This is a genomic window from Streptomyces sp. NPDC026394 (genome assembly GCF_055567735.1).
Map to the genome: position 1 here is coordinate 31,962 of NZ_JBVHPX010000010.1, position 19,657 is coordinate 51,618.

Below are 19,657 nucleotides of genomic sequence, written 5' to 3' on the forward strand. Positions count from 1 at the left end.
GAAGTACGCGGTGGCGGGCCCGGTTCCCTCAGGAGGGGGGTCGGGGTCCGGGGCCCGCCACCGTGTGGTCGGGGAGCGGTGCCGCGCCGACCCGGCGCCGCTCCCCGGTCTCGGACCGGTCCTCAGGACCGGCCCGCGAGGTCTGTCGCCGCCCGTCGCCGCTGCGGCCCGTACCGGGCGGCCGGAGCGCGGCGGCTCCCGGCGGCACGGGCTCCGGGAACGGCGGCCCCGACGGCACGAGGGGTTCCGCTCACCATGACGTCGCCCCCTCTCGTCCTGCCGGTCACCTTCCTCGCCGCCGTCATAGGCCACAACAGTTGCAGCCGGTTGCAACCAATTGACGCAATCCCGCGTTCGGAGCGGCCCGGTGACGGCACCATGGGGCGGCAACCCACGGACAGTGCACGACGGAGAGAAGAGCGTGAGCGACAGACCGAGCGACATGGGCATCTGGTCGGCCCAGGAGGTACGCGAGACGACGCGGCGGCTCGCCTCGCTCCGTGAGGCCGCGCTCTGCGACGGCCGGACGGCCGCCGCGCCCCGTGCCGTGATCTGCGAGTCCTGGCGCCGGGCGCTGGACCGCGGCGTCGACCCGGACCGGGACCGGCGCGAACGGCCGCTGACCGTCGAGGAGCTGGAGCACCGGCGGCACAGCTCCCGGCTCGCCTCGCTGCTGCCGCTGTTCAACAGCGGTCTGCTGCCGGCCGCCGACGCCGCCCAGCAGATCATGGTCGTCACGGACGCCGAGGGCCGGGTGCTGTGGCGGGAGGGCTGCGCGCCGGTCCGGCGGATGGCCGACCGGCACGGCTTCGACAAGGGCGCGGACTGGACCGAGGAGATCGTCGGCACCAACGCCATCGGGACCGCGCTGGTGGCCCGCCGCCCCGTCCTGGTGCACTCCGCCGAGCACTTCGTCCGTACCCACCACCAGTGGACGTGCGCCGCGGCGCCGCTGCACGATCCGCGCGACGGGCGGCTGCTGGGCATCGTGGACGTGAGCGGCCCGGCGCACACCTTCCATCCCAGCACCCTGTCGCTGGTCTCCGCGGTGGCCCGGCTCGCGGAGGGCGAGCTGCGCGAACGGCACCACGGCGCGCTGGACCGGCTGCGGGCGAGCGCCGCGCCCGTACTGGCCCGGCTCGGCGGGCAGGCGCTGGCCGTCGACAAGGACGGCTGGACCGCGGCGGTCATCGGGCTGGCGCCGCCGGACCGGGTCGCCCTGCCCAAGTCCCCGGAGGCCGGGCCGCTGTGGCTGCCGCGCTACGGGATGTGCACGCTGGAGCCGCTGCCCGGCGGCTGGCTGATCCGCGTCGGCGCGCCGCAGGGCGAGGAGCCGCGGACCAGCCGGGTGCTGCTGGACCTCGGCAGCCGTACCCGGCCGGCCGTCACGGTCACCGGCCCGGCGGGTAGCTGGACGCACGAGCTGAGTCCGCGCCACGCGGAGGTGCTGTTCGTGCTGGCGCACCGGCCGGAGGGGCGCAGCGCGGCCGACCTGGCGCAGGACCTCTTCGGGGACCGTGCCCGGACGGTGACGGTACGGGCCGAGCTGTCCCGGTTGCGCCGCCATCTCGCGAGTGTCCTGGCGCACCGCCCGTACCGGTTCGCCGACGGGGTGGACGTGGAACTGCGGCTGCCACCGAGCCCGGGGGACCTGCTGCCGCACTCGACGGCACCGGCGGTGATGGCGGCACGACGCGCGTGAGGGGGCGCGGGGCCCCGCCCCGTACGTCCCGGGCTCCCCGTACCTCCCGTACGCCTCGTAAAAGCGGTGCGGTCCACCCGCCCCTTGGGTAATCTGGCACCGCTTCGAACATCAGCCCCCCAGGAGGACGTCGCAGAACGGGAGCAGCCCACGCCACGGTGCGCGTGCGGCCGGGCGAGCGGGCGACACGACCTTTCGTGCTCGACCCCGCCCTCCTGGAGGATCTGACATGCCCATCGGCCTCGGCCTGCCCATCGGCGCCCCCGCATCCCTGCTGACCTGGGCCCGGCGCGCCGACGCCGTCCCGTTCCGCAGCGTCGCGCTGCTCGACCGGCTGGCGTACGGCAATCCGGAACCCCTGATCACCCTGGCCGCCCTGGCCGGCGCCACCTCCCGCGTACGGTTGCAGACCGAGGTGCTGCTCGCGCCGCTGCACCGCACCGCGCTGCTCGCCAAGCAGGCCGCCACCCTCGACGTGCTCTCCGGCGCCCGGTTCACGCTCGGCATCGGGCTGGGCGGACGCGCGGACGACTACGCGGCGGCGGGCGTCGACCAGCGCACCCGCGGCCGCCGGCTGGACGGCCAGACGGCCCGGCTGCGTTCCGTCTGGGCCGGTGAGCCGTACGGCGCGGGCGCCGGCCCGGTCGGCCCCGCGCCGGCCCGTACCGGCGGCCCGGAAGTGCTCTTCGGCGGCTTCGTACCGGCCGTGGTCCGGCGGGTGGCCCGCTGGGGCGACGGCTTTCTCGGTGCGGCGCTGCCGCCGTCGATGATGGACGGGCTGTTCCGCGACGTGGAGAAGGCGTGGGACACGGCGGGCCGGTCCGGCCGCCCGCGGCTGGTGGCACAGGTGAACGTGGCACTCGACCCGGAGCCCGTCCTGGACGAGGCCCGGCGCGAGGCACGCGCGTACTACGGGCCGTTCGCGTACACCGACCACGTCGTGAACGGACTGCTCACCACGGAACGCGGCATCCGCGACGCGGTGGCCGCCTTCCGCGCCATCGGCGCCGACGAGGTGATGCTCTACTGCTGGGCCACCGACCCGGACCAGGTGGAGCGCATCGCGGACGCGGTGCTGTGATCCCGGCCGGGCCGCGCGGGCGGTTCCCGCGCGGCCCGGCCGCTCACCGGGACGCCCCCGCGGCTGCTGTGCGGTCGCGGCGCCGTGATGTGCTGCCCCCATGACTCTCACCGTGACCACCTGGCACCTCGAACAGACCTCTCCCGACGACCTGGCCCCCGCCGTCGCTCCCCCGGCGGAGCAGCGGGTCCGGATCGCCCGGGCGGAGGTGGCCTCGCCGGAGTTCAGCCGGTTCCTTTACACGTCGGTCGGCGGGGACATCACCTGGACCGACCGGCTGGGCTGGTCGTACGGGCAGTGGGAGGAGTTCCTCGGGCGGCCCGGCGTGGAGACGTGGGTGGCGTACGAGCGGGACACGCCGGCCGGATTCGTGGAGCTGGACGCGCAGGCCGAAGGGGCCGTCGAGATCAGCTACTTCGGGCTGCTGCCGGCGTTCCGGGGGCGACGGATCGGTGGGCATCTGCTGGCGTACGGGACGGCGCGGGCCTGGGACCTGGACGAGCGATGGCCGGAGCGTGAGCGGACCCGGCGGGTGTGGGTGCACACGTGCAGCAAGGACGGGCCGTACGCACTGGACAACTACCGGCGCCGCGGCTTCCGGGTGTACGCGACCGAGGAGACCGAAGAAGCGGAGGTGCCCATTCCGGGTCCGTGGCCGGGCGCCTGACCCCGGGCGGCAATTCCTGGCGATATGCCGTAAAACGGTAGGGCGGGACCCGCGGAGCCCGCCCTGCCGTGGCGTGACCGAGGCCATACCTTCTCACCATCCGGGACACTCTTGTCCATATTCTGGAAGACGGTGGACTGGCTAAAGAGCGCCATGACACGCTTCCGTCATGTCTACAGCTGGAATTGCCTTGGTGAGTCGGCGGCACGTCGACCTCGGCCGCCTGTCCAGCGCCATCTGTCCGGCGGGCTGACAGTCTCAGCAACGTCGCCTTTTCGCCGTCCCCACCGTCGCGGACGCGCGGGCACCCTGATCCGACCTGCCCCGGGCATTTCTGTACCCAGCCCCTTGCGCCGAGGCGCGTCTTCACAGGTCACGGTGGGGTTGCCGCTGCCGTCCCCCCTCACCGAGCCGCCCAGAAGGACATACCGCCATGGCCGCCACCCCCGAACGAACCGGTTCCGCCACGACCCGCCGCAAGGCCGGACGCCATCGCGGTGAGGGCCAGTGGGCCGTAGGTCACTTCACTCCGCTGAACGGCAACGAGCAGTTCAAGAAGGACGACGACGGTCTCAATGTGCGGACACGCATTGAGACGATCTACGCCAAGCGCGGTTTCGACTCGATCGACCCCAGCGATCTGCGCGGCCGGATGCGCTGGTGGGGCCTCTACACCCAGCGCAAGCCCGGGATCGACGGCGGCAAGACCGCGGTACTGGAGCCGGAGGAGCTGGACGACACGCACTTCATGCTGCGGGTCCGGGTCGACGGCGGCCGGCTGAGCGTCGCGCAGCTACGGGCCATCGGCGAGGTCTCCCAGGAGTACGCGCGCGGCACCGCGGACATCACCGACCGGCAGAACATCCAGTTGCACTGGATCCGCATCGAGGACGTCCCGGCGATCTGGGAGAAGCTGGAGTCCGTCGGCCTGTCGACGACCGAGGCGTGCGGCGACTGCCCCCGTGTCATCATCGGCTCGCCGGTCGCCGGCATCGCGGCCGACGAGATCATCGACGGCTCGCCCGCGATCGCGGAGATCGAGCGGCGCTTCATCGGCAGCAAGGAATTCTCGAACCTGCCGCGGAAGTTCAAGACGGCGATCTCCGGCTCGCCGGTGCAGGACGTGGTGCACGAGATCAACGACGTCGCGTTCGTGGGCGTCGAGCACCCCGAGCACGGCCCCGGCTTCGACCTGTGGGTGGGCGGCGGCCTGTCCACCAACCCGCGGCTCGGCGAACGGCTGGGCGCATGGGTGCCGCTGGAGGACGTGCCCGAGGCGTGGGCCGGTGTCGTGGGGATCTTCCGGGACTACGGCTACCGGCGGCTGCGCAACCGCGCCCGGCTGAAGTTCCTGATGGCGGACTGGGGACCGGAGAAGTTCCGCGAGGTACTGGAGAACGAGTACCTGAAGCGGAAGCTGACCGACGGCCCGGCGCCCGCCGAGCCCAGCAGCCGCTGGCGCGACCACGTGGGCGTGCACCGCCAGAAGGACGGCCGGTTCTACGTGGGCTTCGCGCCGCGCGTGGGCCGGGTGGACGGCGCCACCCTCGTCAAGATCGCCGAACTGGCGGCGGCGCACGGCTCGGACCGGCTGAACACCACCGTCGAACAGAAGATGATCATCCTTGATGTGACCGAGGACCAGGTCGAGCCGCTGGTCGCCGGGCTGGAGGCGCTGGACTTCCAGGTCCGGCCCTCGCCCTTCCGGCGCGGCACGATGGCCTGCACCGGCATCGAGTTCTGCAAGCTGGCGATCGTCGAGACCAAGGCGCGCGGCGCCTCGCTCATCGACGAACTGGAGCGCCGGATGCCGGACTTCGAGGAGCCGGTCAGCATCAACATCAACGGCTGCCCGAACGCCTGCGCCCGCATCCAGACCGCGGACATCGGCCTCAAGGGCCAGTTGGTGCTGGACGCCGACGGCAACCAGGTGGAGGGCTACCAGGTGCACCTGGGCGGCGCGCTCGGACTCCAGGCGGGCTTCGGCCGCAAGGTCCGCGGCCTGAAGGTCACCGCCGACGAGCTGCCCGACTACGTCGAGCGGGTGCTGACCCGGTTCCAGGAGCAGCGCGAGGAGGGCGAGCGGTTCGCCACCTGGGCCGCCCGCGCGGAAGAGGGTGCGCTGAAGTGAGCGGGCGGGCCGCGCCGTTCTACTGCCCGTACTGCGGGGACGAGGACCTGCGCCCTTCCGGGGAGGGACACGGCGCGTGGGAATGCGGGGCGTGCGCCCGCGCGTTCCGGCTCTCGTTCCTCGGACTGCTGGCCAAGGGCGTCACCGCCCCGGCCCGGCAGCACGACAACCCTCAAGGGGGCAGCAGCACATGACGGCAACTCAGGAACGGACGGAAGCCGAGCTGGCGGCGCTCGCCGAGCGGGCGGGCCGCGACCTGGAGGACGCCTCCCCGCTGGAGATCCTCACCTGGGCCGCCGGGGCCTTCGGCGAGCGCTTCTGCGTCACCTCCTCCATGGAGGACGCGGTCGTCGCGCACCTGGCCGCGCGCGCCTTCCCCGGTGTCGACGTGGTCTTCCTCGACACCGGCTACCACTTCCCGGAGACCATCGGCACCCGGGACGCGGTGGCCGAGGTGATGGACGTCAACGTCATCACCCTCACGCCGCGGCGGACGGTGGCCGAGCAGGACGCCGAGTACGGGCCGAAGCTGCACGACCGCGACCCGGACCGGTGCTGCGCGCTGCGCAAGGTCGCGCCCCTCGAAGCGGGCCTGGCCGGGTACGACGCCTGGGCGACCGGGCTGCGCCGCGACGAGTCGCCGACCCGGGCCGGTACCCCGGTCGTGGGCTGGGACGCGCGGCGCCGCAAGGTGAAGGTCTCGCCGATCGCGCGCTGGACGCAGCAGGACGTGGACACGTACGTCGCCGAGCACGGGGTGCTCACCAACCCGCTGCTGCTGGACGGCTACGCCTCGGTGGGCTGCGCGCCCTGCACCCGCCGGGTGTCGGCGGGCGAGGACGCGCGGGCCGGCCGCTGGGCCGGCAGCAACAAGACCGAATGCGGGCTGCACTGATGAGCGGCCCCGGGGAGTCCGGCCAGCAGACGCCGGACCACGAGGACATCCAGGACCTTCGGGAGCGAAAGATGACGGGCGCCACGGTGTGGCTGACCGGACTGCCCAGCGCCGGCAAGACCACGATCGCGTACGCGCTGGCGGAGCGGCTGCGGAGCGAGGGCCACCGCGTCGAGGTGCTGGACGGGGACGAGATCCGCGAGTTCCTCTCGGCGGGGCTCGGGTTCAGCCGGGCGGACCGGGACACCAACGTGCAGCGCATCGGCTTCGTCGCCGAACTCCTGGCGAGCAACGGCGTCAAGGCGCTGGTGCCGGTGATCGCGCCGTACGCGGACTCGCGGGAGGCGGTGCGCAAGCGGCACCAGCGCGAGGGGACGCCGTACCTGGAGGTGCACGTGGCCACGCCGGTCGAGGTGTGCTCCGAGCGGGACGTGAAGGGCCTGTACGCGAAGCAGGCGGCGGGCGAGATATCCGGGCTGACCGGCGTCGACGACCCGTACGAGCAGCCCGAGTCGCCCGATCTGCGCATCGCGTCGCACACCCAGACCGTCCAGGAGTCCGCGGCGGCGCTGCACGCGCTGCTCACCGAGAGGGGACTGGCATGACGACCGCCGCTGCCGTGAGCACGGGCGCCGGGAGCCCCGGCGGGACCGGGAAGGCCGGGGACGCCGACAACCCGTACGCGCTGAGCCATCTGGACGCGCTGGAGTCCGAGGCGGTGCACATCTTCCGCGAGGTGGCGGGCGAGTTCGAGCGGCCGGTGATCCTCTTCTCCGGTGGCAAGGACTCGATCCTCATGCTGCACCTGGCGCTGAAGGCGTTCGCGCCCGCGCCGGTGCCCTTCGCGCTGCTCCACGTGGACACCGGTCACAACTTCCCCGAGGTGCTCGACTACCGCGACCGCACGGTGGCCCGGCACGGACTGCGGCTGCACGTCGCCTCCGTGCAGGACTTCATCGACCGCGGCGAGCTGCGCGAGCGCCCGGACGGCACCCGCAACCCGCTCCAGACCGTGCCGCTGCTGCACGCCATCGAGTCGCACCGCTTTGACGCGGTGTTCGGCGGCGGACGCCGGGACGAGGAGAAGGCGCGCGCCAAGGAGCGGGTCTTCTCGCTGCGCGACGAGTTCGGCGGCTGGGACCCGCGCCGCCAGCGCCCCGAGCTGTGGCAGCTCTACAACGGCCGCCACTCCCCCGGCGAGCACGTCCGCGTCTTCCCGCTGTCCAACTGGACGGAGCTGGACGTGTGGCAGTACATCGCCCGCGAGAAGATCGAGCTGCCCGCCATCTACTACGCCCACGAGCGCGAGGTCTTCGCCCGCGGCGGCATGTGGCTGGCGCCCGGCGAGTGGGGCGGCGCCAAGGACGGCGAGCGGGTCGAGACGCGGCGGGTGCGCTACCGCACCGTCGGTGACATGTCCTGCACCGGCGCCGTCGACTCCGACGCGGACACCATCGAGGCCGTCATCGCGGAGATCGCCGCCTCCCGGCTCACCGAGCGGGGCGCCACCCGGGCCGACGACAAGCTGTCCGAGGCCGCCATGGAGGACCGCAAGCGCGAGGGGTACTTCTGATCATGAGCACGAACACGATGGTCGATCCGGTCGACGTGGCCGGTACGGCCGCCACCTCGCTGCTGCGCTTCGCCACCGCCGGTTCGGTGGACGACGGCAAGTCCACGCTGGTGGGGCGGCTGCTGCACGATTCGAAGTCGGTGCTGGCCGACCAGCTCGAAGCGGTCGAGCGGGCCTCGCTGGGCCGCGGTCAGGAAGCGCCGGACCTGGCGCTGCTGACCGACGGGCTGCGGGCCGAGCGGGAGCAGGGCATCACCATCGATGTCGCCTACCGCTACTTCGCCACGCCCCGGCGCCGCTTCATCCTCGCCGACACCCCGGGCCATGTGCAGTACACCCGCAACATGGTCACCGGCGCCTCCACCGCCGAGCTGGCCGTGGTGCTGGTCGACGCCCGCAACGGCGTGGTCGAGCAGACCCGTCGGCACGCCGCCGTCGCCGCGCTGCTGCGCGTCCCGCACGTCGTCCTCGCCGTCAACAAGATGGACCTGGTGGACTACGCCGAGCCGGTCTTCGCGGCGATCGCCGCGGAGTTCACCACGTACGCCGCGTCCCTGGGCGTACCGGAGATCACCGCGATCCCCATCTCGGCGCTGGCCGGCGACAACGTCGTGACCCCGTCCACGAACATGGACTGGTACGGCGGGCCGACCGTGCTGGAGCACCTGGAGACCGTGCCGGTCGTCGCCGACCCGTCCGAGGACCCGGCGCGTTTCCCGGTGCAGTACGTCATCCGCCCGCAGACCCCCGAACTGCCCGACTACCGCGGCTACGCGGGGCAGATCGCCTCGGGTGTGCTCCGTGTCGGCGACGCGGTGACGGTGCTGCCGTCGGGCCGTACCAGCACCGTCGAGGCGCTGGACGTGCTGGGCGAGGCGGTCGACGTGGCCTGGGCGCCGCAGTCGGTGACCGTACGGCTCGCCGACGACCTGGACATCTCGCGTGGCGACCTGATCGCCCCGGCCGCCGCGCCGCCCGCCGTCACCCAGGACGTCGAGGCGACCGTCTGCCATGTCGCCGACCGGCCGCTGAAGACCGGCCAGCGGGTGCTGCTCAAGCACACCACCCGTACGGTCAAGGCGATCGTCAAGGACATCCCGTCCCGGCTGACGCTCGACGACCTCTCCCAGCACCCGGCGCCCGGCGAGCTGGCCGCCAACGACATCGGCCGGGTCGTGCTGCGCACCGCCGAGCCCCTGGCGCTGGACCCGTACGCCGACTCCCGGCGTACCGGATCGTTCCTGCTCATCGATCCGGCGGACGGCACCACGCTGACCGCGGGGATGGCCGGGTCCGCGTTCGCCGAGGCGGCCGAGGCCGCGGCGGCGGTCGCGGACGACGACGCGGAATGGGACTTCTGACATGAGCGCTCCCCTGACCCCGGACACCGTCGCGACCTTCGCGGACGCCTTCTCGACGTTCGCGAAGGAAGGCGGCCGGATCGGCAGCGGCGCGCTGGGCAGCGGCCAGGGCGGCGTCGGGCGATGTGTGCGCCGATGACGTACCGCCACGTGTCCCCCACGCCCCCCTTCCGAAGATCCACCGCTCTGCCGGGCCCGCCGTAGGCGCTCACCGCCCGGCCCTCCGAGAGGACCCCCTCCCGTGTCTGCCGTACGCCACCGCCTGCTGGCCGCCCTCGCCGTCGTCCCCCTGCTGACCGGCGCTCTGGGCGCGTGCGGGTACGGCTCCCGCGCCAAGCAGGACGAGCAGGGCGCGGTCGCGGCGAAGGGCCCGAAGACCGACGGTCTGGACCGGGTCAAGGTCGGCTACTTCGCCAACACCACGCACGCCACCGCGCTGGTCGGCGACCGGAAGGGCTTCTTCCAGAAGGAGCTGGGCGGTACGAAGTTCGCGCCGTCGGTGTTCAACGCGGGCCCGGCGGAGATCGAGGCGCTGAACTCCGGTGCCATCGACATCGGCTGGATCGGCCCGTCCCCCGCCATCAACGGGTGGACCACCTCCCAGGGCAAGAGCCTGAAGATCATCTCGGGGTCGGCGTCCGGCGGCGTCTCGCTCGTCGTCGACCCCAAGAAGATCAAGAGCCTGGACGATCTCCAGGGCAAGACGATCGCCACCCCGCAGTTGGGCAACACCCAGGACGTGGCGCTGCTCAACTACCTGGCCGAGAAGGGCTACCGGGTCGACGCGACCACCGGCAAGGGCGATGTGACCGTCCAGCGCACCGAGAACAAGGTCACCCCGGTCGCCTTCCGGCAGGGCAGCATCGACGCCGCGTGGGTGCCCGAGCCGACCGCCTCCAAGCTGGTCGCCGAGGGCGGCAAGGTGCTGCTCGACGAGAAGAAGCTGTGGAAGGACGGCAAGTTCGTCATCACGAACGTGATCGTCTCGCAGAAGTTCCTCAAGGAGCACCCGAAGGCCGTCGAGGCGGTACTGCGCGGCTCGGTCAAGACCAACACGTACATCAGGACCCATCCGGCCGAGGCCAAGCAGGCGCTCAACGACAAGCTGGCCGACGCGGCCGGCAAGGCGCTGCCGCCGTCCGTGATCGACCCGGCGTTCCGCAACACCGACGTCACCGACGACCCGCTGGCCGCCACCCTCCAACTGGAGGCGGACCACGCGGTCCGGGCCGGCCTGCTGAAGAAGCCCGCCCTCAAGGGCATCTACGACCTCACGCTGCTCAACAAGGTGCTCAAGGCCGAGGGCAAGCCGGCGGTCGACGACGCCGGTCTCGGCAGCGAATAGCCCGCGCACGCATCCCAGGAGGTGACACCGATGACGACCACCACGCTCAGCAAGCCCGGCAGCCGGCCGTCCGCCCCGGCGGACGCGGGCGGCGCGGCCCCTTCGTACGCCGCTCGCATCGACCATGTCTCGAAGTCGTTCGGCCGCCCCGGCGCGCAGCAGCACGTGCTGGACGACATCAGCATCGACGTCGCGCCGGGCGAGTTCGTCTGCCTGCTGGGGGCGTCGGGCTGCGGCAAGTCGACGCTGCTCAACCTGGTCGCCGGGCTCGACGGGCCCTCGGCGGGCCGCATCGAGACGCCCGGCGGCCGGCCGGCCCTGATGTTCCAGGAGCACGCGCTGTTCCCGTGGCTGACCGCGGGCCGCAACATCGAACTGGCGCTGCGGCTGCGCGGGGTGCCGCGCGCGGAGCGCCGGGGCGAGGCCGAGCGGCTGCTGGAACTCGTACGGCTCAAGGGCGCGTACGGCAAGCGGGTGCACGAGCTGTCCGGCGGGATGCGGCAGCGCGTCGCGATGGCCCGCGCACTCGCCCAGGACAGTCAACTCCTTCTGATGGACGAGCCGTTCGCCGCACTGGACGCCATCACGCGCGACGTGCTGCACGACGAGCTGACCCGCATCTGGCGGGACGCCAACGACGGCGCCACCGGCCACGGCGGCCTGTCCGTCCTGTTCGTCACCCACAACGTCCGGGAGGCGGTGCGGCTCGCCGAGCGGGTGGTACTGCTGTCCTCCCGGCCCGGCCGGATCGCCCGCGAATGGACCGTGGACATCCCGCATCCGCGGCGCATCGAGGACGCGGCGGTCGCCGACCTTTCCGTAGAGATCACCGAACAGCTCCGTGGGGAGATCCGCCGCCATGGCCAGCACTGAGACCGGACCGGCCGCCGAGGCCGCCGGCACCGCCGACGGACCCGAGGCCGACGCGGCACCGGCCCCCGCCCCGGCCGAGGAGGCGCCCACCGCCGCGCAGCCGGACGGCGCGCAGCCGGACCGCTCCGGCGGCGACCTCGCCGGCCTGGAAGCGGGCCTGGACGCCCTGGACACCAAGGTCTCCGACCGCCAGCCCTGGCTGCGGACGCTGGCCGCCAAGGCCGTGCCGCCGGTCGTCGCGATCGCCCTCGTGCTCGGCCTGTGGCAGCTCGCCTACCACTTCGAGCTCAAGGACCACTACCTGCTGCCCAGCCCGGTCGACGTGGCCCGGTCCCTCCAGGACAAGTGGCTCGAAGGCACCCTGCTCGACTACGTGTGGACGAGCGTGTCGCGCGGCGCGCTCGGCTTCCTGGCGTCGGTGGTGATCGGTACGCCGCTCGGCCTGCTGGTCGCCCGCGTCAAGCCGGTACGGGCCGCGATCGGCCCGATCCTCAGCGGACTCCAGTCACTGCCGTCGGTGGCCTGGGTGCCCGCCGCCATCATCTGGTTCGGGCTGAGCGACGCCACCATCTACGCGGTGGTGCTGCTCGGCGCGGTCCCCTCCATCGCCAACGGCCTGGTCGCCGGCGTCGACCAGATCTCGCCGCTCTACCTCCGCGCGGGCCGCACGATCGGCGCACGCGGACTGACCGGCGTACGGCACATCCTGCTGCCCGCCGCGCTCCCCGGCTACCTCGCCGGGCTCAAGCAGGGCTGGGCGTTCTCCTGGCGCTCCCTGATGGCCGCCGAACTCATCGTCAACGCCGCCGACCTGGGAACCGGCCTCGGCCAGCTCCTGGAACAGGGCCGCGAGCTCCAGGACATGTCCTGGGTACTGTCCGCGATCCTGCTCATCCTCGTCGTCGGCATCGGCATCGAGCTGCTGATCTTCGCGCCGCTCGAACGCCGGGTGCTGCGCAGCCGCGGCCTGCTGGTGAAGAGCTGACCCATGGACACCGGCCCGGCCCGCCCCGCCCGCCCCGCCCTCCTCGTCATCGCCCACGGCAGCCGCGACCCGCGGCACGCGGCGGCCGTCACCGCGCTCTGCGCGCGAGTACGGGCGCTGCGCCCCGGCCTGCGTACCGAGGTCGCTTTCCTCGACTTCAACGCGCCGGGTGTGCCCCGGGCGCTGGAGCGGCTGGCGGCGGACGGCGTACGGGACGTGGTGGCCCTGCCGCTGCTGCTCACCCGGGCCTTCCACGCCAAGACGGACATCCCGGCGGTCCTGCGTGAGGCCGCCACGCGGCTGCCGCGCCTGGCCGTCCACCGGGCCGAGGTCCTCGGCCCGTCCCCGCTGCTGACCGCCGCGCTGGACCGGCGGCTGTCCGAGGCCGGGCTGCGGCCCGGCGACCGGCGCTCGACCGGGGTCGTGCTGGCCTCGGCGGGCTCCTCCGACCCGGAGGCGATCGCAGTGATCGCTGACATCGCGCGGGAGTGGCGGCGTACCACCGGTTGGTACGCCGTGCGGCCTGCGTTCGCCTCCGCCTCCCTCCCCCGCACGGCCGACGCCGTACGGGCCCTGCGGGCCGAGGGCGCCGAACGGGTGGCGGTGGCCCCGTATGTGATCGCCCCCGGCCGCCTCCCGGACCGCATCGCGCACGGCGCCGAGGAGGCGGGCGCCGACATCCTCGCCGACGTCCTGGGCCCGGCGCCGGAACTGGCCCGTCTGCTGGCCCGGCGGTACGACGAGGCCCTGCGCAGGGAAGTACCGGCGCTGATCGCCTGACCGGGCCGCCTTCAGACGCGCGGCGGCAGCCGGTGCAGTTGTACGTCGGTGAGCCGGCCCGATGCCACCCGCGCCGTCATGTACGTGCAGTACGGCTGCCGTCGGCGATCGGTCGGTGAGCCCGGATTGAGCAGGCGCAGGCGGCCGTCCTCGGTGGTGGTGTCCCAGGGGATGTGGCTGTGGCCGAAGACGAGGACGTCGAGGTCCGGGTACCGCTCGGCGCAGCGGCGTTCGCGGCCCTGCTTCTGGCCGGTCTCGTGGACCACGCCCCAGCGCAGCCCGCCGAGTTCGGCGTACGCCACCTCCGGCAGGCGGGCGCGCAGGTCCGGGCCGTCGTTGTTGCCGTACACGCCGACGAGCCTGCGGGAGCGTTCCTCCAGCAGGTCCAGGGTGGCGGTGTCCACCCAGTCACCGGCGTGCACGACCACGTCGGCTCTCGCCACCTGCTCCAGCAGCTCCGGCGGCAGGGCCTTGGCGCGCTTGGGCAGGTGGGTGTCGGACATCAGCAGCAGGCGCACGGGCCGACCGTAGCTCCTCTCACCGGTGGTCGCGTCCCACGGGCGTGCGTGTCCTCACGGGCGGTCGCGTCCCCCGGCCGTTCGTGTCCTCACAGGCAGTCGCGCGGCAGTGTCTCGTTCCAGGTGCGGGAGAAGACGCGGTGGTCGTTCTCGTAGCCGTCCAGGGTGGCGTCGATGTGGAACTCCTTCTCGGAGCACCGCAGTTTCTGGTGGGTGACCACCCGGACGTCCCAGTCGCCGCGCCGGAAGCGCATGGTCCACAGGGTCTCGCCGGTGGCGGAGGTGAAGTCGTCGGCGACGGTGGTGTACCGCTCGTAGGCGCGCCGCCCGACCTCCATGCCGGTGTCCTCCAGCCGTGCCAGACCACGGTCCTTGACGATCTCCAGCTCGGACGTGTACCCGACCAGGTCACGCTTGACGTCCCAGCGCTCCTCCGGCGGGGTGAGCTGGGTGACGGTGAGCGGCCGGGCGCCCTCCGGCTCGCCGAACGGGCGCGGGGGCAGCCGGTCCGGTTCGGTGGTGGGCCGTACCGGCAGGGTCAGGGTGCTGCTGCCCTCGTGGACGCTGAGCATGGCGGGCCGGGGCGGCGGCCAGGCCAACGGCCAGTACGAGGTGGACAGCGACAGCCGGATGCGGTGGCCGGGCGGGAACGCCTGGGCGACGCCGTTGAGCTGGATGGTGGCCCGGTAGCGCCGGCCGGGCTCCAGGGGTTCCGGCTCGCCGACCGTCTCGTGGTGGGCGAGGTTGAGCACGCCGTAGGTCACCCGGGTGGCCCGGCCGTCGGGGGCCACGTCGGTGAGGCGGGCGGCGACCATGGCGACCGGTTCGCTGACCGACAGGTCGAGTTCGACGGTGGGCGAGCCGAGGATCTCGACACGGTCGGTGAGCCGGTCGCTGTCGAAGACCAGCGAGCCGCCGTCCTCCTCGCGCTGGTCGTACGGGAGGTCCGGCGGGGCGTTGTAGGAGGCCCACTTGCCGGCGAACTGGCCTACGGACAGCGGCGACTGCACGGTCAGCACCCTGCAGTCGCGGTCGCCGCACTCCTCGCCGTCGGCGCCGATGCGGTGCCGGAAGAGCGGGCGGGCGACGGAGCGGACGTGCGGGGAGGGCCAGTCCGGCTCGCCGACCCAGCGGCCCGGCCGGGTCTCGTAGGACGTGGACGGCGGCACGCTGTCCTGCATCCAGGCGCTGAGCATCGGCCCGTCCATGACGCCGTTGTCGGCGCCCTTGAGCCAGTGGTCCCACCAGCGCACGACTTCCTGGAGGTAGCCGATCGCGGGCCCGGGTTCCCCCAGATGGGGGAACTTGTGCGACCAGGGGCCGATCAGGCCCTTGCGCGGGACGTCGAGGTTGCCCAGCAGCCGGGTCACGGCGTTGGAGTAGCCGTCGGCCCAGCCGCTGGAGGCGAGGACCGGGCAGCGTACGGAGCTGTAGTCCTCGCAGACCGAGGCGTGCCGCCAGTAGTCGTCGCGGCGCTGGTGGCGCAGCCAGTTCAGGGCCCACGGCTCGGTGTGCTCCAGCCGTTCGCGCCACATCCCGCGCCAGCGGCCGCCGACCACGGCCGGGTCGGGCGGACAGGTGGCGTAGGCGAACATGGTGCCCGCCTCGGCGAGGTTGTCGGAGAGCAGTTGGCCGCCCATGTAGTGCATGTCGTCGGCGTACCGGTCGTCGGTGAAGGACGCGATGACGATGGCGCGCAGGCTCTCGGGCTGCCGGGCGGCGACCTGGAGGGCGGCGAAGGCGCCCCAGGAGAGGCCCATCATGCCGGTGTTCCCGTCGCACCAGGGCTGGTCGGCCAGCCAGGCGAGGATGTCCTCGGCGTCGGCCTGCTCCTGCTCCAGGTACTCGTCCTTGAGGACGCCCTCCGACTCGCCGGTGCCGCGCAGGTCGACACGGACGCAGGCGTAGCCGTGGCCGGCGATGTAGGGGTGGTGGATCGAGTCGCGTACGGCGGTCAGGTCGCCTTTGCGGTACGGGATGTACTCCAGCACCGCCGGCACCGGTTCCTCGTCGGACGCCGTGGGGCGCCAGATGCGCGCCGACAGGCGGGTGCCGTCGGAGACGGGGATGGTGACGTGGTCCTCCTCCGTCGTCGCGCAGGGCAGATTGCTCACGAAGCGCATGGGGCGACCTTCTCCTTGCTGTCGTGCGGTCGGCGCGGCCGGCGGACCGGTCGCGCCGGTTCAGCTGTCCCGGCCGGCGGGTCCGGCCTTCTCGCAGGCCAGGTGCAGGGCCGCCACGCAGTGGTCGTACTTCTCGCGCAGCTCCTCTTCACTGTCGCCCCCGGTGAAGACATGGGCCAGTTCGAAGCTGTAGCTGTCCTGCTGCTCCATGTCCGACAGGTGCTGGCCCGGCTCGGGAATCACGTGGATCCGCGTGCCCGGGATCTCGCGCTCGATGCGCTCGATCTCCTCCTGGGAGGGCACCGCGCGGGCGACGCCGTCGGCGAACCAGCGGTAGTACCACTTGGCGGCCGTCCGGTAGCGGCCCTCGCGGTGCGGCATCGACGGGTCCTCGCCGAGGGCGAGGCGGAGCATGGCGTGGTGGTTGGGGGCGCCGTCGACGTACTGGAAGAGTTCGGCGTGCGACTGGGAGTGCCGGGGGTTGACCTCCAGCACGTTGATGTCGTCGGTGTGCGGGTCGTAGAAGTACTCGATGCTGAACGTGGCCTCCTGCATCCCGATCTGCCGCATCACGCGGGCGGAGGCCTCGCGCAGCCGGCGCAGCACGGTCTCGGGGAGCGTCGAGGGGTACTGGTGGCGCAGGAAGGACGAACTGCCGGGGTAGTCGATGGAGTCCAGGACGCCGTAGACCGTGACCTCGCCGTCGTGCACGTAGCCCTCGACCGCGACCTGGATGCCGGACAGCGCCTCCTCCGCCAGGCAGACCTGCCCGCCGACGCCCGCCATCTCCGGGGGGAGGTCGAGGCGGTCGAGGATGTACTCGAAGGGCTGGCCGACGCGGCCGATGCCCTTGCGGATCTTCTCGACGGCCGCCCGGAACTCCGTCTCGTCCTGGACGCCGTAGGCCAGCTCCGAGGAGTACGCGAGGGCGGGCTTGAGCCACATGGGGAAGCCGACGCCCTCGGGCGGGCGCGGCGGGTCCGCGTGCAGGTCGACGCGGCCGAAGCGCGGATGGGTGTCGACGGCCTTCTCCTGCTCCAGCCGGCTCCAGTACTTGTGCTCGCACTTGACGACCGACTCCAGGCCGGTGCTGCGGGTGCCGTAGCGCTCGCTCAGGATCGGTACGAGGGTGCTGACCGGGAAGTCCCAGTAACCGACGATGGCGTCGATGCTGCCGTCGAAGGAGTCCAGCAGTTGCTGGGCCTTGTCCAGGAGGTCGGGTACGGAGACCTCGCCGACCTGGAGTTCCTTGACGGTGAGCAGCGGATGGAAGCGGTACCGGTCCGCGTCGGGAACGTCGTGCAGTGCGGGCAGGTTGGCCGCCTCCAGGCCGATCACAAAGATGTTCTTCTGGCTCACCGGGTGATCCTCCTCGCCGCTCGCTGTCCGGCGAGGCACGCGAGTACCCGCCGCGATCGCGGCAAACCCCGGGGAGTCGGCCGGCCGGCGACAAGAGTGCTGGTGGGCGGCGTTACGCGGTGAGGAGGCGGGGTTTCCGACCCCAGGACACCTGTCCGATTAATCCGCTATTGCCCGGGTACTGGAGGGGCGGCCGCCCGGCAGCCCGCCGGACGGCCCACCCCACCCCCGTCAAGCGGAGGACCCATGAGCGACACCAACCCGATCGAACTCCAGAAGGCACTCAAGGGCGCGCACTACCCGGCGAGCAAGGACGACCTGGTCTCCTGCGCCGAGGGCAACCACGCGGGCCGCCAGATGATGGACAAGATCTCCGACATCCCCGGCAAGAGCTACGAGAACCCCGCCGAGGTGGAGAAGGCCGTCTTCAAGGGCCGGTGAGCCGGGTACGGACGAGCCGGGGGCGGGCGCGCGACGCCCCACCGGACCGGTGAAAGCCGCCGGGGCCGACGGGACGCGTCGTCCCGCCGGCCCCGGCACGCTTCTCAGGCCGTGGCGGCATGCCGCTCAGGCCGGAGGGTTGCCTCGCAGGCCCGGCACACCTCAGGCCACGGACCGGTAGTCCGCCGCCACGGCGGGGACGGGCGCCGGCGCCAGCCAGGCGATCTGCCGGCGGGAGCGCAGCAGGGCGCCCGCGCCGATCGCCACGGCGATGATCAGGCCGCCGGCCACCAGGGCGCCCCGGGCTCCGACCGCCTCCATCAGGAGGCCGAGCAGCGGCGGCGCCACCAGGCCCCACACCGTGCTCGCACTGCGCCACACGCCCAGCACCCGGCCCCGCATGTTCGCGGGCGGGTCCGTCTGGAGCACCGTCGTACCGGCCGTGTCGGAGACCGACTCGACCACCGACATGGGCAGCACCAGGACGAGCAGGACGATCAGCGACGGCGACAGTCCGGCGAAGACCTGGAGCAGCGCACCGGCGGCGGCCAGCGCGCCGACCAGCTTGACGGAGGGGTTGCGGAGCCGGGCCGCGAGGATCGCGCCGACGATGCCGCCCGCCGCCAGCACCGAGGAGACGGTGCCGAACGCTCCGGCGCCCGCCGCCAGCGGGCCGGTGACCAGGACCGCCAGGGTCAGCTGGTAGTTACGGCCGAAGATCGCGCTCAGCCCGGTGATGGCGGCCAGCGCGACCAGGCGCGGACGGCGCATGAAGAACGCCAGCCCGTCCCTGGCCCGGTCGCCGATCTCCTCCTCCGGCGCGCCCACGGCCTCCACGGCCTTCTCGGTGGCCCGCGAGGACTTCGCGGGCGCCCGCAAGGCCTCGCCGACCGGTCGCAGGAAGGGGATGACGGCCGCGACGAACAGGAAGGACACCCCGTTGGCCGCGTAGGCGGCACCGGTGCCCAGGAAGCCGACGGCGACACCCGCCAGGGCCGTACCGCCGAGGCGCCCGACACTGTGCACCAGCGAGCCGACCGCGATGGCGGACGGCACGTCCTCCCGGCGCACGAGGTCGTTGCCGAGCAGGGCGGTGGCGGGTCCGTCGATCGTGGCGATCAGGCCGGTGACGGCGGCCAGCGCCATCAGCAGCCCGTAGTTGAGCTGGCCGGTCGCGACCAGGGCCGCGGTCGTGAAGGCGACCAGGCCCAGTACGGCCTGGCTCAGCCCGGCGGTGAGCTTGCGCGGCCAGCGGTCCACGGCGGCACCGCCGAACAGGCCCATGACCAGTCCGGGCCCAGCCTGCACGGACAGCGACAGACCGGTGGCCGCGGCGGAGCCGGTGAGCTGCAGCACCAGCAGGTTCTGCACGGTGAGCTGCATCCAGGTGCCGGCGTTGGACACCAGGTTCGCCACCGACCACCAGCGCATGCTGCGGTAGCGCAGGGAGCGCCACGGCGCGTGGTCGCCGCCGTCGCCCTTGGCCTTGCGGCCCAGGAGGTACCGGTAGCCACCGGCGCGGCGACGCACATTTTTTTCGGTTTCGACTGTTTCGGGGGTTTCCGGTGCGGGAATCGTTGCGTGAGAATCCGCCTGCGCCGGGACACGGGCAGCGGAACGGACGGAAGAAGACACAGCGGCAGAAACTTCGTGAAGAGCCCAGCAGGCTCGGAGCGCGGCTCGGCGGGCACGGGGCACGTCTGCGTGCGGCGTGGGCACCGATTCGGTCGGAATGCCGGCCTCTCCCGGTCCGTGGCGACGGACCCTCTCAGGCGCAGCAATGTGCCATCTTCACAGACGCTTCCCGACCGGGGGAACACCCG

20 protein-coding genes are annotated in these 19,657 nt (G+C 72.7%); 16 read left to right on the plus strand and 4 right to left on the minus strand.

The window, feature by feature from the left end; translation table 11 throughout:
* The first annotated feature begins 421 nt into the window (after window positions 1-421).
* From ACZ4QV_RS23080 to ACZ4QV_RS23150, 15 genes are all read left to right on the plus strand, one after another.
* Entirely contained in the window at window positions 422-1,702 is a 1,281-nt protein-coding gene (locus tag ACZ4QV_RS23080) for a GAF domain-containing protein (RefSeq protein WP_361583336.1), read from the plus strand.
* Between the two features lie 229 nt (window positions 1,703-1,931).
* Entirely contained in the window at window positions 1,932-2,783 is an 852-nt protein-coding gene (locus ACZ4QV_RS23085; protein WP_361151597.1) for an LLM class flavin-dependent oxidoreductase, read from the plus strand.
* Window positions 2,784-2,883: 100 nt separating this feature from the next.
* Window positions 2,884-3,450, plus strand: a complete 567-nt coding sequence (locus ACZ4QV_RS23090; RefSeq protein WP_361151594.1) for a GNAT family N-acetyltransferase — start codon at window positions 2,884-2,886, stop codon at window positions 3,448-3,450.
* A 169-nt stretch (window positions 3,451-3,619) separates the two neighbouring features.
* Window positions 3,620-3,703, plus strand: a complete 84-nt coding sequence (locus ACZ4QV_RS23095; RefSeq protein ID WP_331785330.1) for a putative leader peptide — start codon at window positions 3,620-3,622, stop codon at window positions 3,701-3,703.
* Window positions 3,704-3,883: 180 nt separating this feature from the next.
* On the plus strand, window positions 3,884-5,581 hold the full coding sequence (locus ACZ4QV_RS23100; protein ID WP_361583332.1) for a nitrite/sulfite reductase: 1,698 nt from the start codon (window positions 3,884-3,886) through the stop codon (window positions 5,579-5,581).
* A complete protein-coding gene (locus tag ACZ4QV_RS23105; RefSeq protein WP_361151589.1) occupies window positions 5,578-5,775 on the plus strand; it encodes a hypothetical protein in 198 nt (65 codons plus the stop codon). Before ACZ4QV_RS23100 ends, ACZ4QV_RS23105 begins: the two co-directional genes overlap by 4 nt.
* Window positions 5,772-6,476, plus strand: a complete 705-nt coding sequence (locus ACZ4QV_RS23110; protein ID WP_361151587.1) for a phosphoadenylyl-sulfate reductase — start codon at window positions 5,772-5,774, stop codon at window positions 6,474-6,476. Before ACZ4QV_RS23105 ends, ACZ4QV_RS23110 begins: the two co-directional genes overlap by 4 nt.
* A 71-nt stretch (window positions 6,477-6,547) precedes the next feature.
* Window positions 6,548-7,081, plus strand: coding sequence for an adenylyl-sulfate kinase (gene cysC / locus ACZ4QV_RS23115; RefSeq protein ID WP_361583652.1), 534 nt, complete (start codon window positions 6,548-6,550; stop codon window positions 7,079-7,081).
* Complete coding sequence (gene cysD / locus ACZ4QV_RS23120) at window positions 7,078-8,049, plus strand: sulfate adenylyltransferase subunit CysD (protein ID WP_361583328.1); 972 nt, start codon at window positions 7,078-7,080, stop codon at window positions 8,047-8,049. The genes cysC and cysD overlap by 4 nt, the downstream gene beginning before the upstream one ends.
* 2 nt (window positions 8,050-8,051) lie before the next feature.
* Window positions 8,052-9,410: a sulfate adenylyltransferase subunit 1 gene (locus tag ACZ4QV_RS23125; RefSeq protein ID WP_361151582.1), complete on the plus strand. Its 1,359-nt coding sequence runs from the start codon at window positions 8,052-8,054 to the stop codon at window positions 9,408-9,410.
* 1 nt (window position 9,411) lies between these two features.
* Window positions 9,412-9,549, plus strand: coding sequence for a hypothetical protein (locus ACZ4QV_RS23130; RefSeq protein WP_361151581.1), 138 nt, complete (start codon window positions 9,412-9,414; stop codon window positions 9,547-9,549).
* A 102-nt stretch (window positions 9,550-9,651) separates the two neighbouring features.
* Entirely contained in the window at window positions 9,652-10,755 is a 1,104-nt protein-coding gene (locus ACZ4QV_RS23135) for an ABC transporter substrate-binding protein (protein ID WP_361583325.1), read from the plus strand.
* 30 nt (window positions 10,756-10,785) lie between these two features.
* The gene (locus tag ACZ4QV_RS23140; RefSeq protein WP_361151576.1) at window positions 10,786-11,628 is read left to right on the plus strand and encodes an ABC transporter ATP-binding protein; all 843 of its coding nucleotides are present in this window, start codon (window positions 10,786-10,788) and stop codon (window positions 11,626-11,628) included.
* Entirely contained in the window at window positions 11,615-12,613 is a 999-nt protein-coding gene (locus ACZ4QV_RS23145) for an ABC transporter permease (RefSeq protein WP_361583322.1), read from the plus strand. The genes ACZ4QV_RS23140 and ACZ4QV_RS23145 overlap by 14 nt, the downstream gene beginning before the upstream one ends.
* A 3-nt stretch (window positions 12,614-12,616) precedes the next feature.
* The gene (locus ACZ4QV_RS23150) at window positions 12,617-13,393 is read left to right on the plus strand and encodes a sirohydrochlorin chelatase (RefSeq protein WP_361583319.1); all 777 of its coding nucleotides are present in this window, start codon (window positions 12,617-12,619) and stop codon (window positions 13,391-13,393) included.
* 11 nt (window positions 13,394-13,404) lie between these two features.
* On the opposite strand, the gene ACZ4QV_RS23155 is transcribed toward ACZ4QV_RS23150, so the two are convergent.
* The 3 genes from ACZ4QV_RS23155 to ACZ4QV_RS23165 all read right to left on the minus strand — a co-directional run bounded on the left by ACZ4QV_RS23155 (window position 13,405) and on the right by ACZ4QV_RS23165 (window position 17,393).
* A complete protein-coding gene (locus ACZ4QV_RS23155; protein ID WP_361583316.1) occupies window positions 13,405-13,911 on the minus strand; it encodes a metallophosphoesterase family protein in 507 nt (168 codons plus the stop codon).
* Window positions 13,912-14,000: 89 nt separating this feature from the next.
* Window positions 14,001-16,034, minus strand: a complete 2,034-nt coding sequence (locus ACZ4QV_RS23160) for a CocE/NonD family hydrolase (RefSeq protein WP_361151566.1) — start codon at window positions 16,032-16,034, stop codon at window positions 14,001-14,003.
* Between the two features lie 60 nt (window positions 16,035-16,094).
* Window positions 16,095-17,393 carry an ATP-grasp domain-containing protein gene (locus ACZ4QV_RS23165; protein WP_361151564.1) on the minus strand — a complete coding sequence of 433 codons (1,299 nt, stop codon included), beginning with the start codon at window positions 17,391-17,393 and terminating at the stop codon, window positions 16,095-16,097.
* A gap of 246 nt (window positions 17,394-17,639) precedes the next feature.
* Here ACZ4QV_RS23165 and ACZ4QV_RS23170 point away from each other — a divergent pair, with 246 nt between their 5' ends.
* A complete protein-coding gene (locus ACZ4QV_RS23170; protein ID WP_361151561.1) occupies window positions 17,640-17,834 on the plus strand; it encodes a DUF2795 domain-containing protein in 195 nt (64 codons plus the stop codon).
* 162 nt (window positions 17,835-17,996) lie between these two features.
* On the opposite strand, the gene ACZ4QV_RS23175 is transcribed toward ACZ4QV_RS23170, so the two are convergent.
* Entirely contained in the window at window positions 17,997-19,265 is a 1,269-nt protein-coding gene (locus tag ACZ4QV_RS23175) for an MFS transporter (protein WP_361151962.1), read from the minus strand.
* Window positions 19,266-19,657: the final 392 nt, after the last annotated feature.

Coding starts and splice junctions, on each gene's coding strand:
- ACZ4QV_RS23160 (WP_361151566.1), bottom strand. CDS start 16,034: ATGCGCTTCGTGAGCAATCTGCCCTGCGCGACGACGGAGGAGGACCAC.
- ACZ4QV_RS23085 (WP_361151597.1), top strand. CDS start 1,932: ATGCCCATCGGCCTCGGCCTGCCCATCGGCGCCCCCGCATCCCTGCTG.
- ACZ4QV_RS23090 (WP_361151594.1), top strand. CDS start 2,884: ATGACTCTCACCGTGACCACCTGGCACCTCGAACAGACCTCTCCCGAC.
- ACZ4QV_RS23150 (WP_361583319.1), top strand. CDS start 12,617: ATGGACACCGGCCCGGCCCGCCCCGCCCGCCCCGCCCTCCTCGTCATC.
- ACZ4QV_RS23100 (WP_361583332.1), top strand. CDS start 3,884: ATGGCCGCCACCCCCGAACGAACCGGTTCCGCCACGACCCGCCGCAAG.
- ACZ4QV_RS23110 (WP_361151587.1), top strand. CDS start 5,772: ATGACGGCAACTCAGGAACGGACGGAAGCCGAGCTGGCGGCGCTCGCC.
- ACZ4QV_RS23125 (WP_361151582.1), top strand. CDS start 8,052: ATGAGCACGAACACGATGGTCGATCCGGTCGACGTGGCCGGTACGGCC.
- ACZ4QV_RS23145 (WP_361583322.1), top strand. CDS start 11,615: ATGGCCAGCACTGAGACCGGACCGGCCGCCGAGGCCGCCGGCACCGCC.
- cysC (WP_361583652.1), top strand. CDS start 6,548: ATGACGGGCGCCACGGTGTGGCTGACCGGACTGCCCAGCGCCGGCAAG.
- ACZ4QV_RS23175 (WP_361151962.1), bottom strand. CDS start 19,265: ATGCGCTGGTGGTCGGTGGCGAACCTGGTGTCCAACGCCGGCACCTGG.
- ACZ4QV_RS23130 (WP_361151581.1), top strand. CDS start 9,412: ATGAGCGCTCCCCTGACCCCGGACACCGTCGCGACCTTCGCGGACGCC.
- ACZ4QV_RS23170 (WP_361151561.1), top strand. CDS start 17,640: ATGAGCGACACCAACCCGATCGAACTCCAGAAGGCACTCAAGGGCGCG.
- ACZ4QV_RS23095 (WP_331785330.1), top strand. CDS start 3,620: ATGTCTACAGCTGGAATTGCCTTGGTGAGTCGGCGGCACGTCGACCTC.
- cysD (WP_361583328.1), top strand. CDS start 7,078: ATGACGACCGCCGCTGCCGTGAGCACGGGCGCCGGGAGCCCCGGCGGG.
- ACZ4QV_RS23140 (WP_361151576.1), top strand. CDS start 10,786: ATGACGACCACCACGCTCAGCAAGCCCGGCAGCCGGCCGTCCGCCCCG.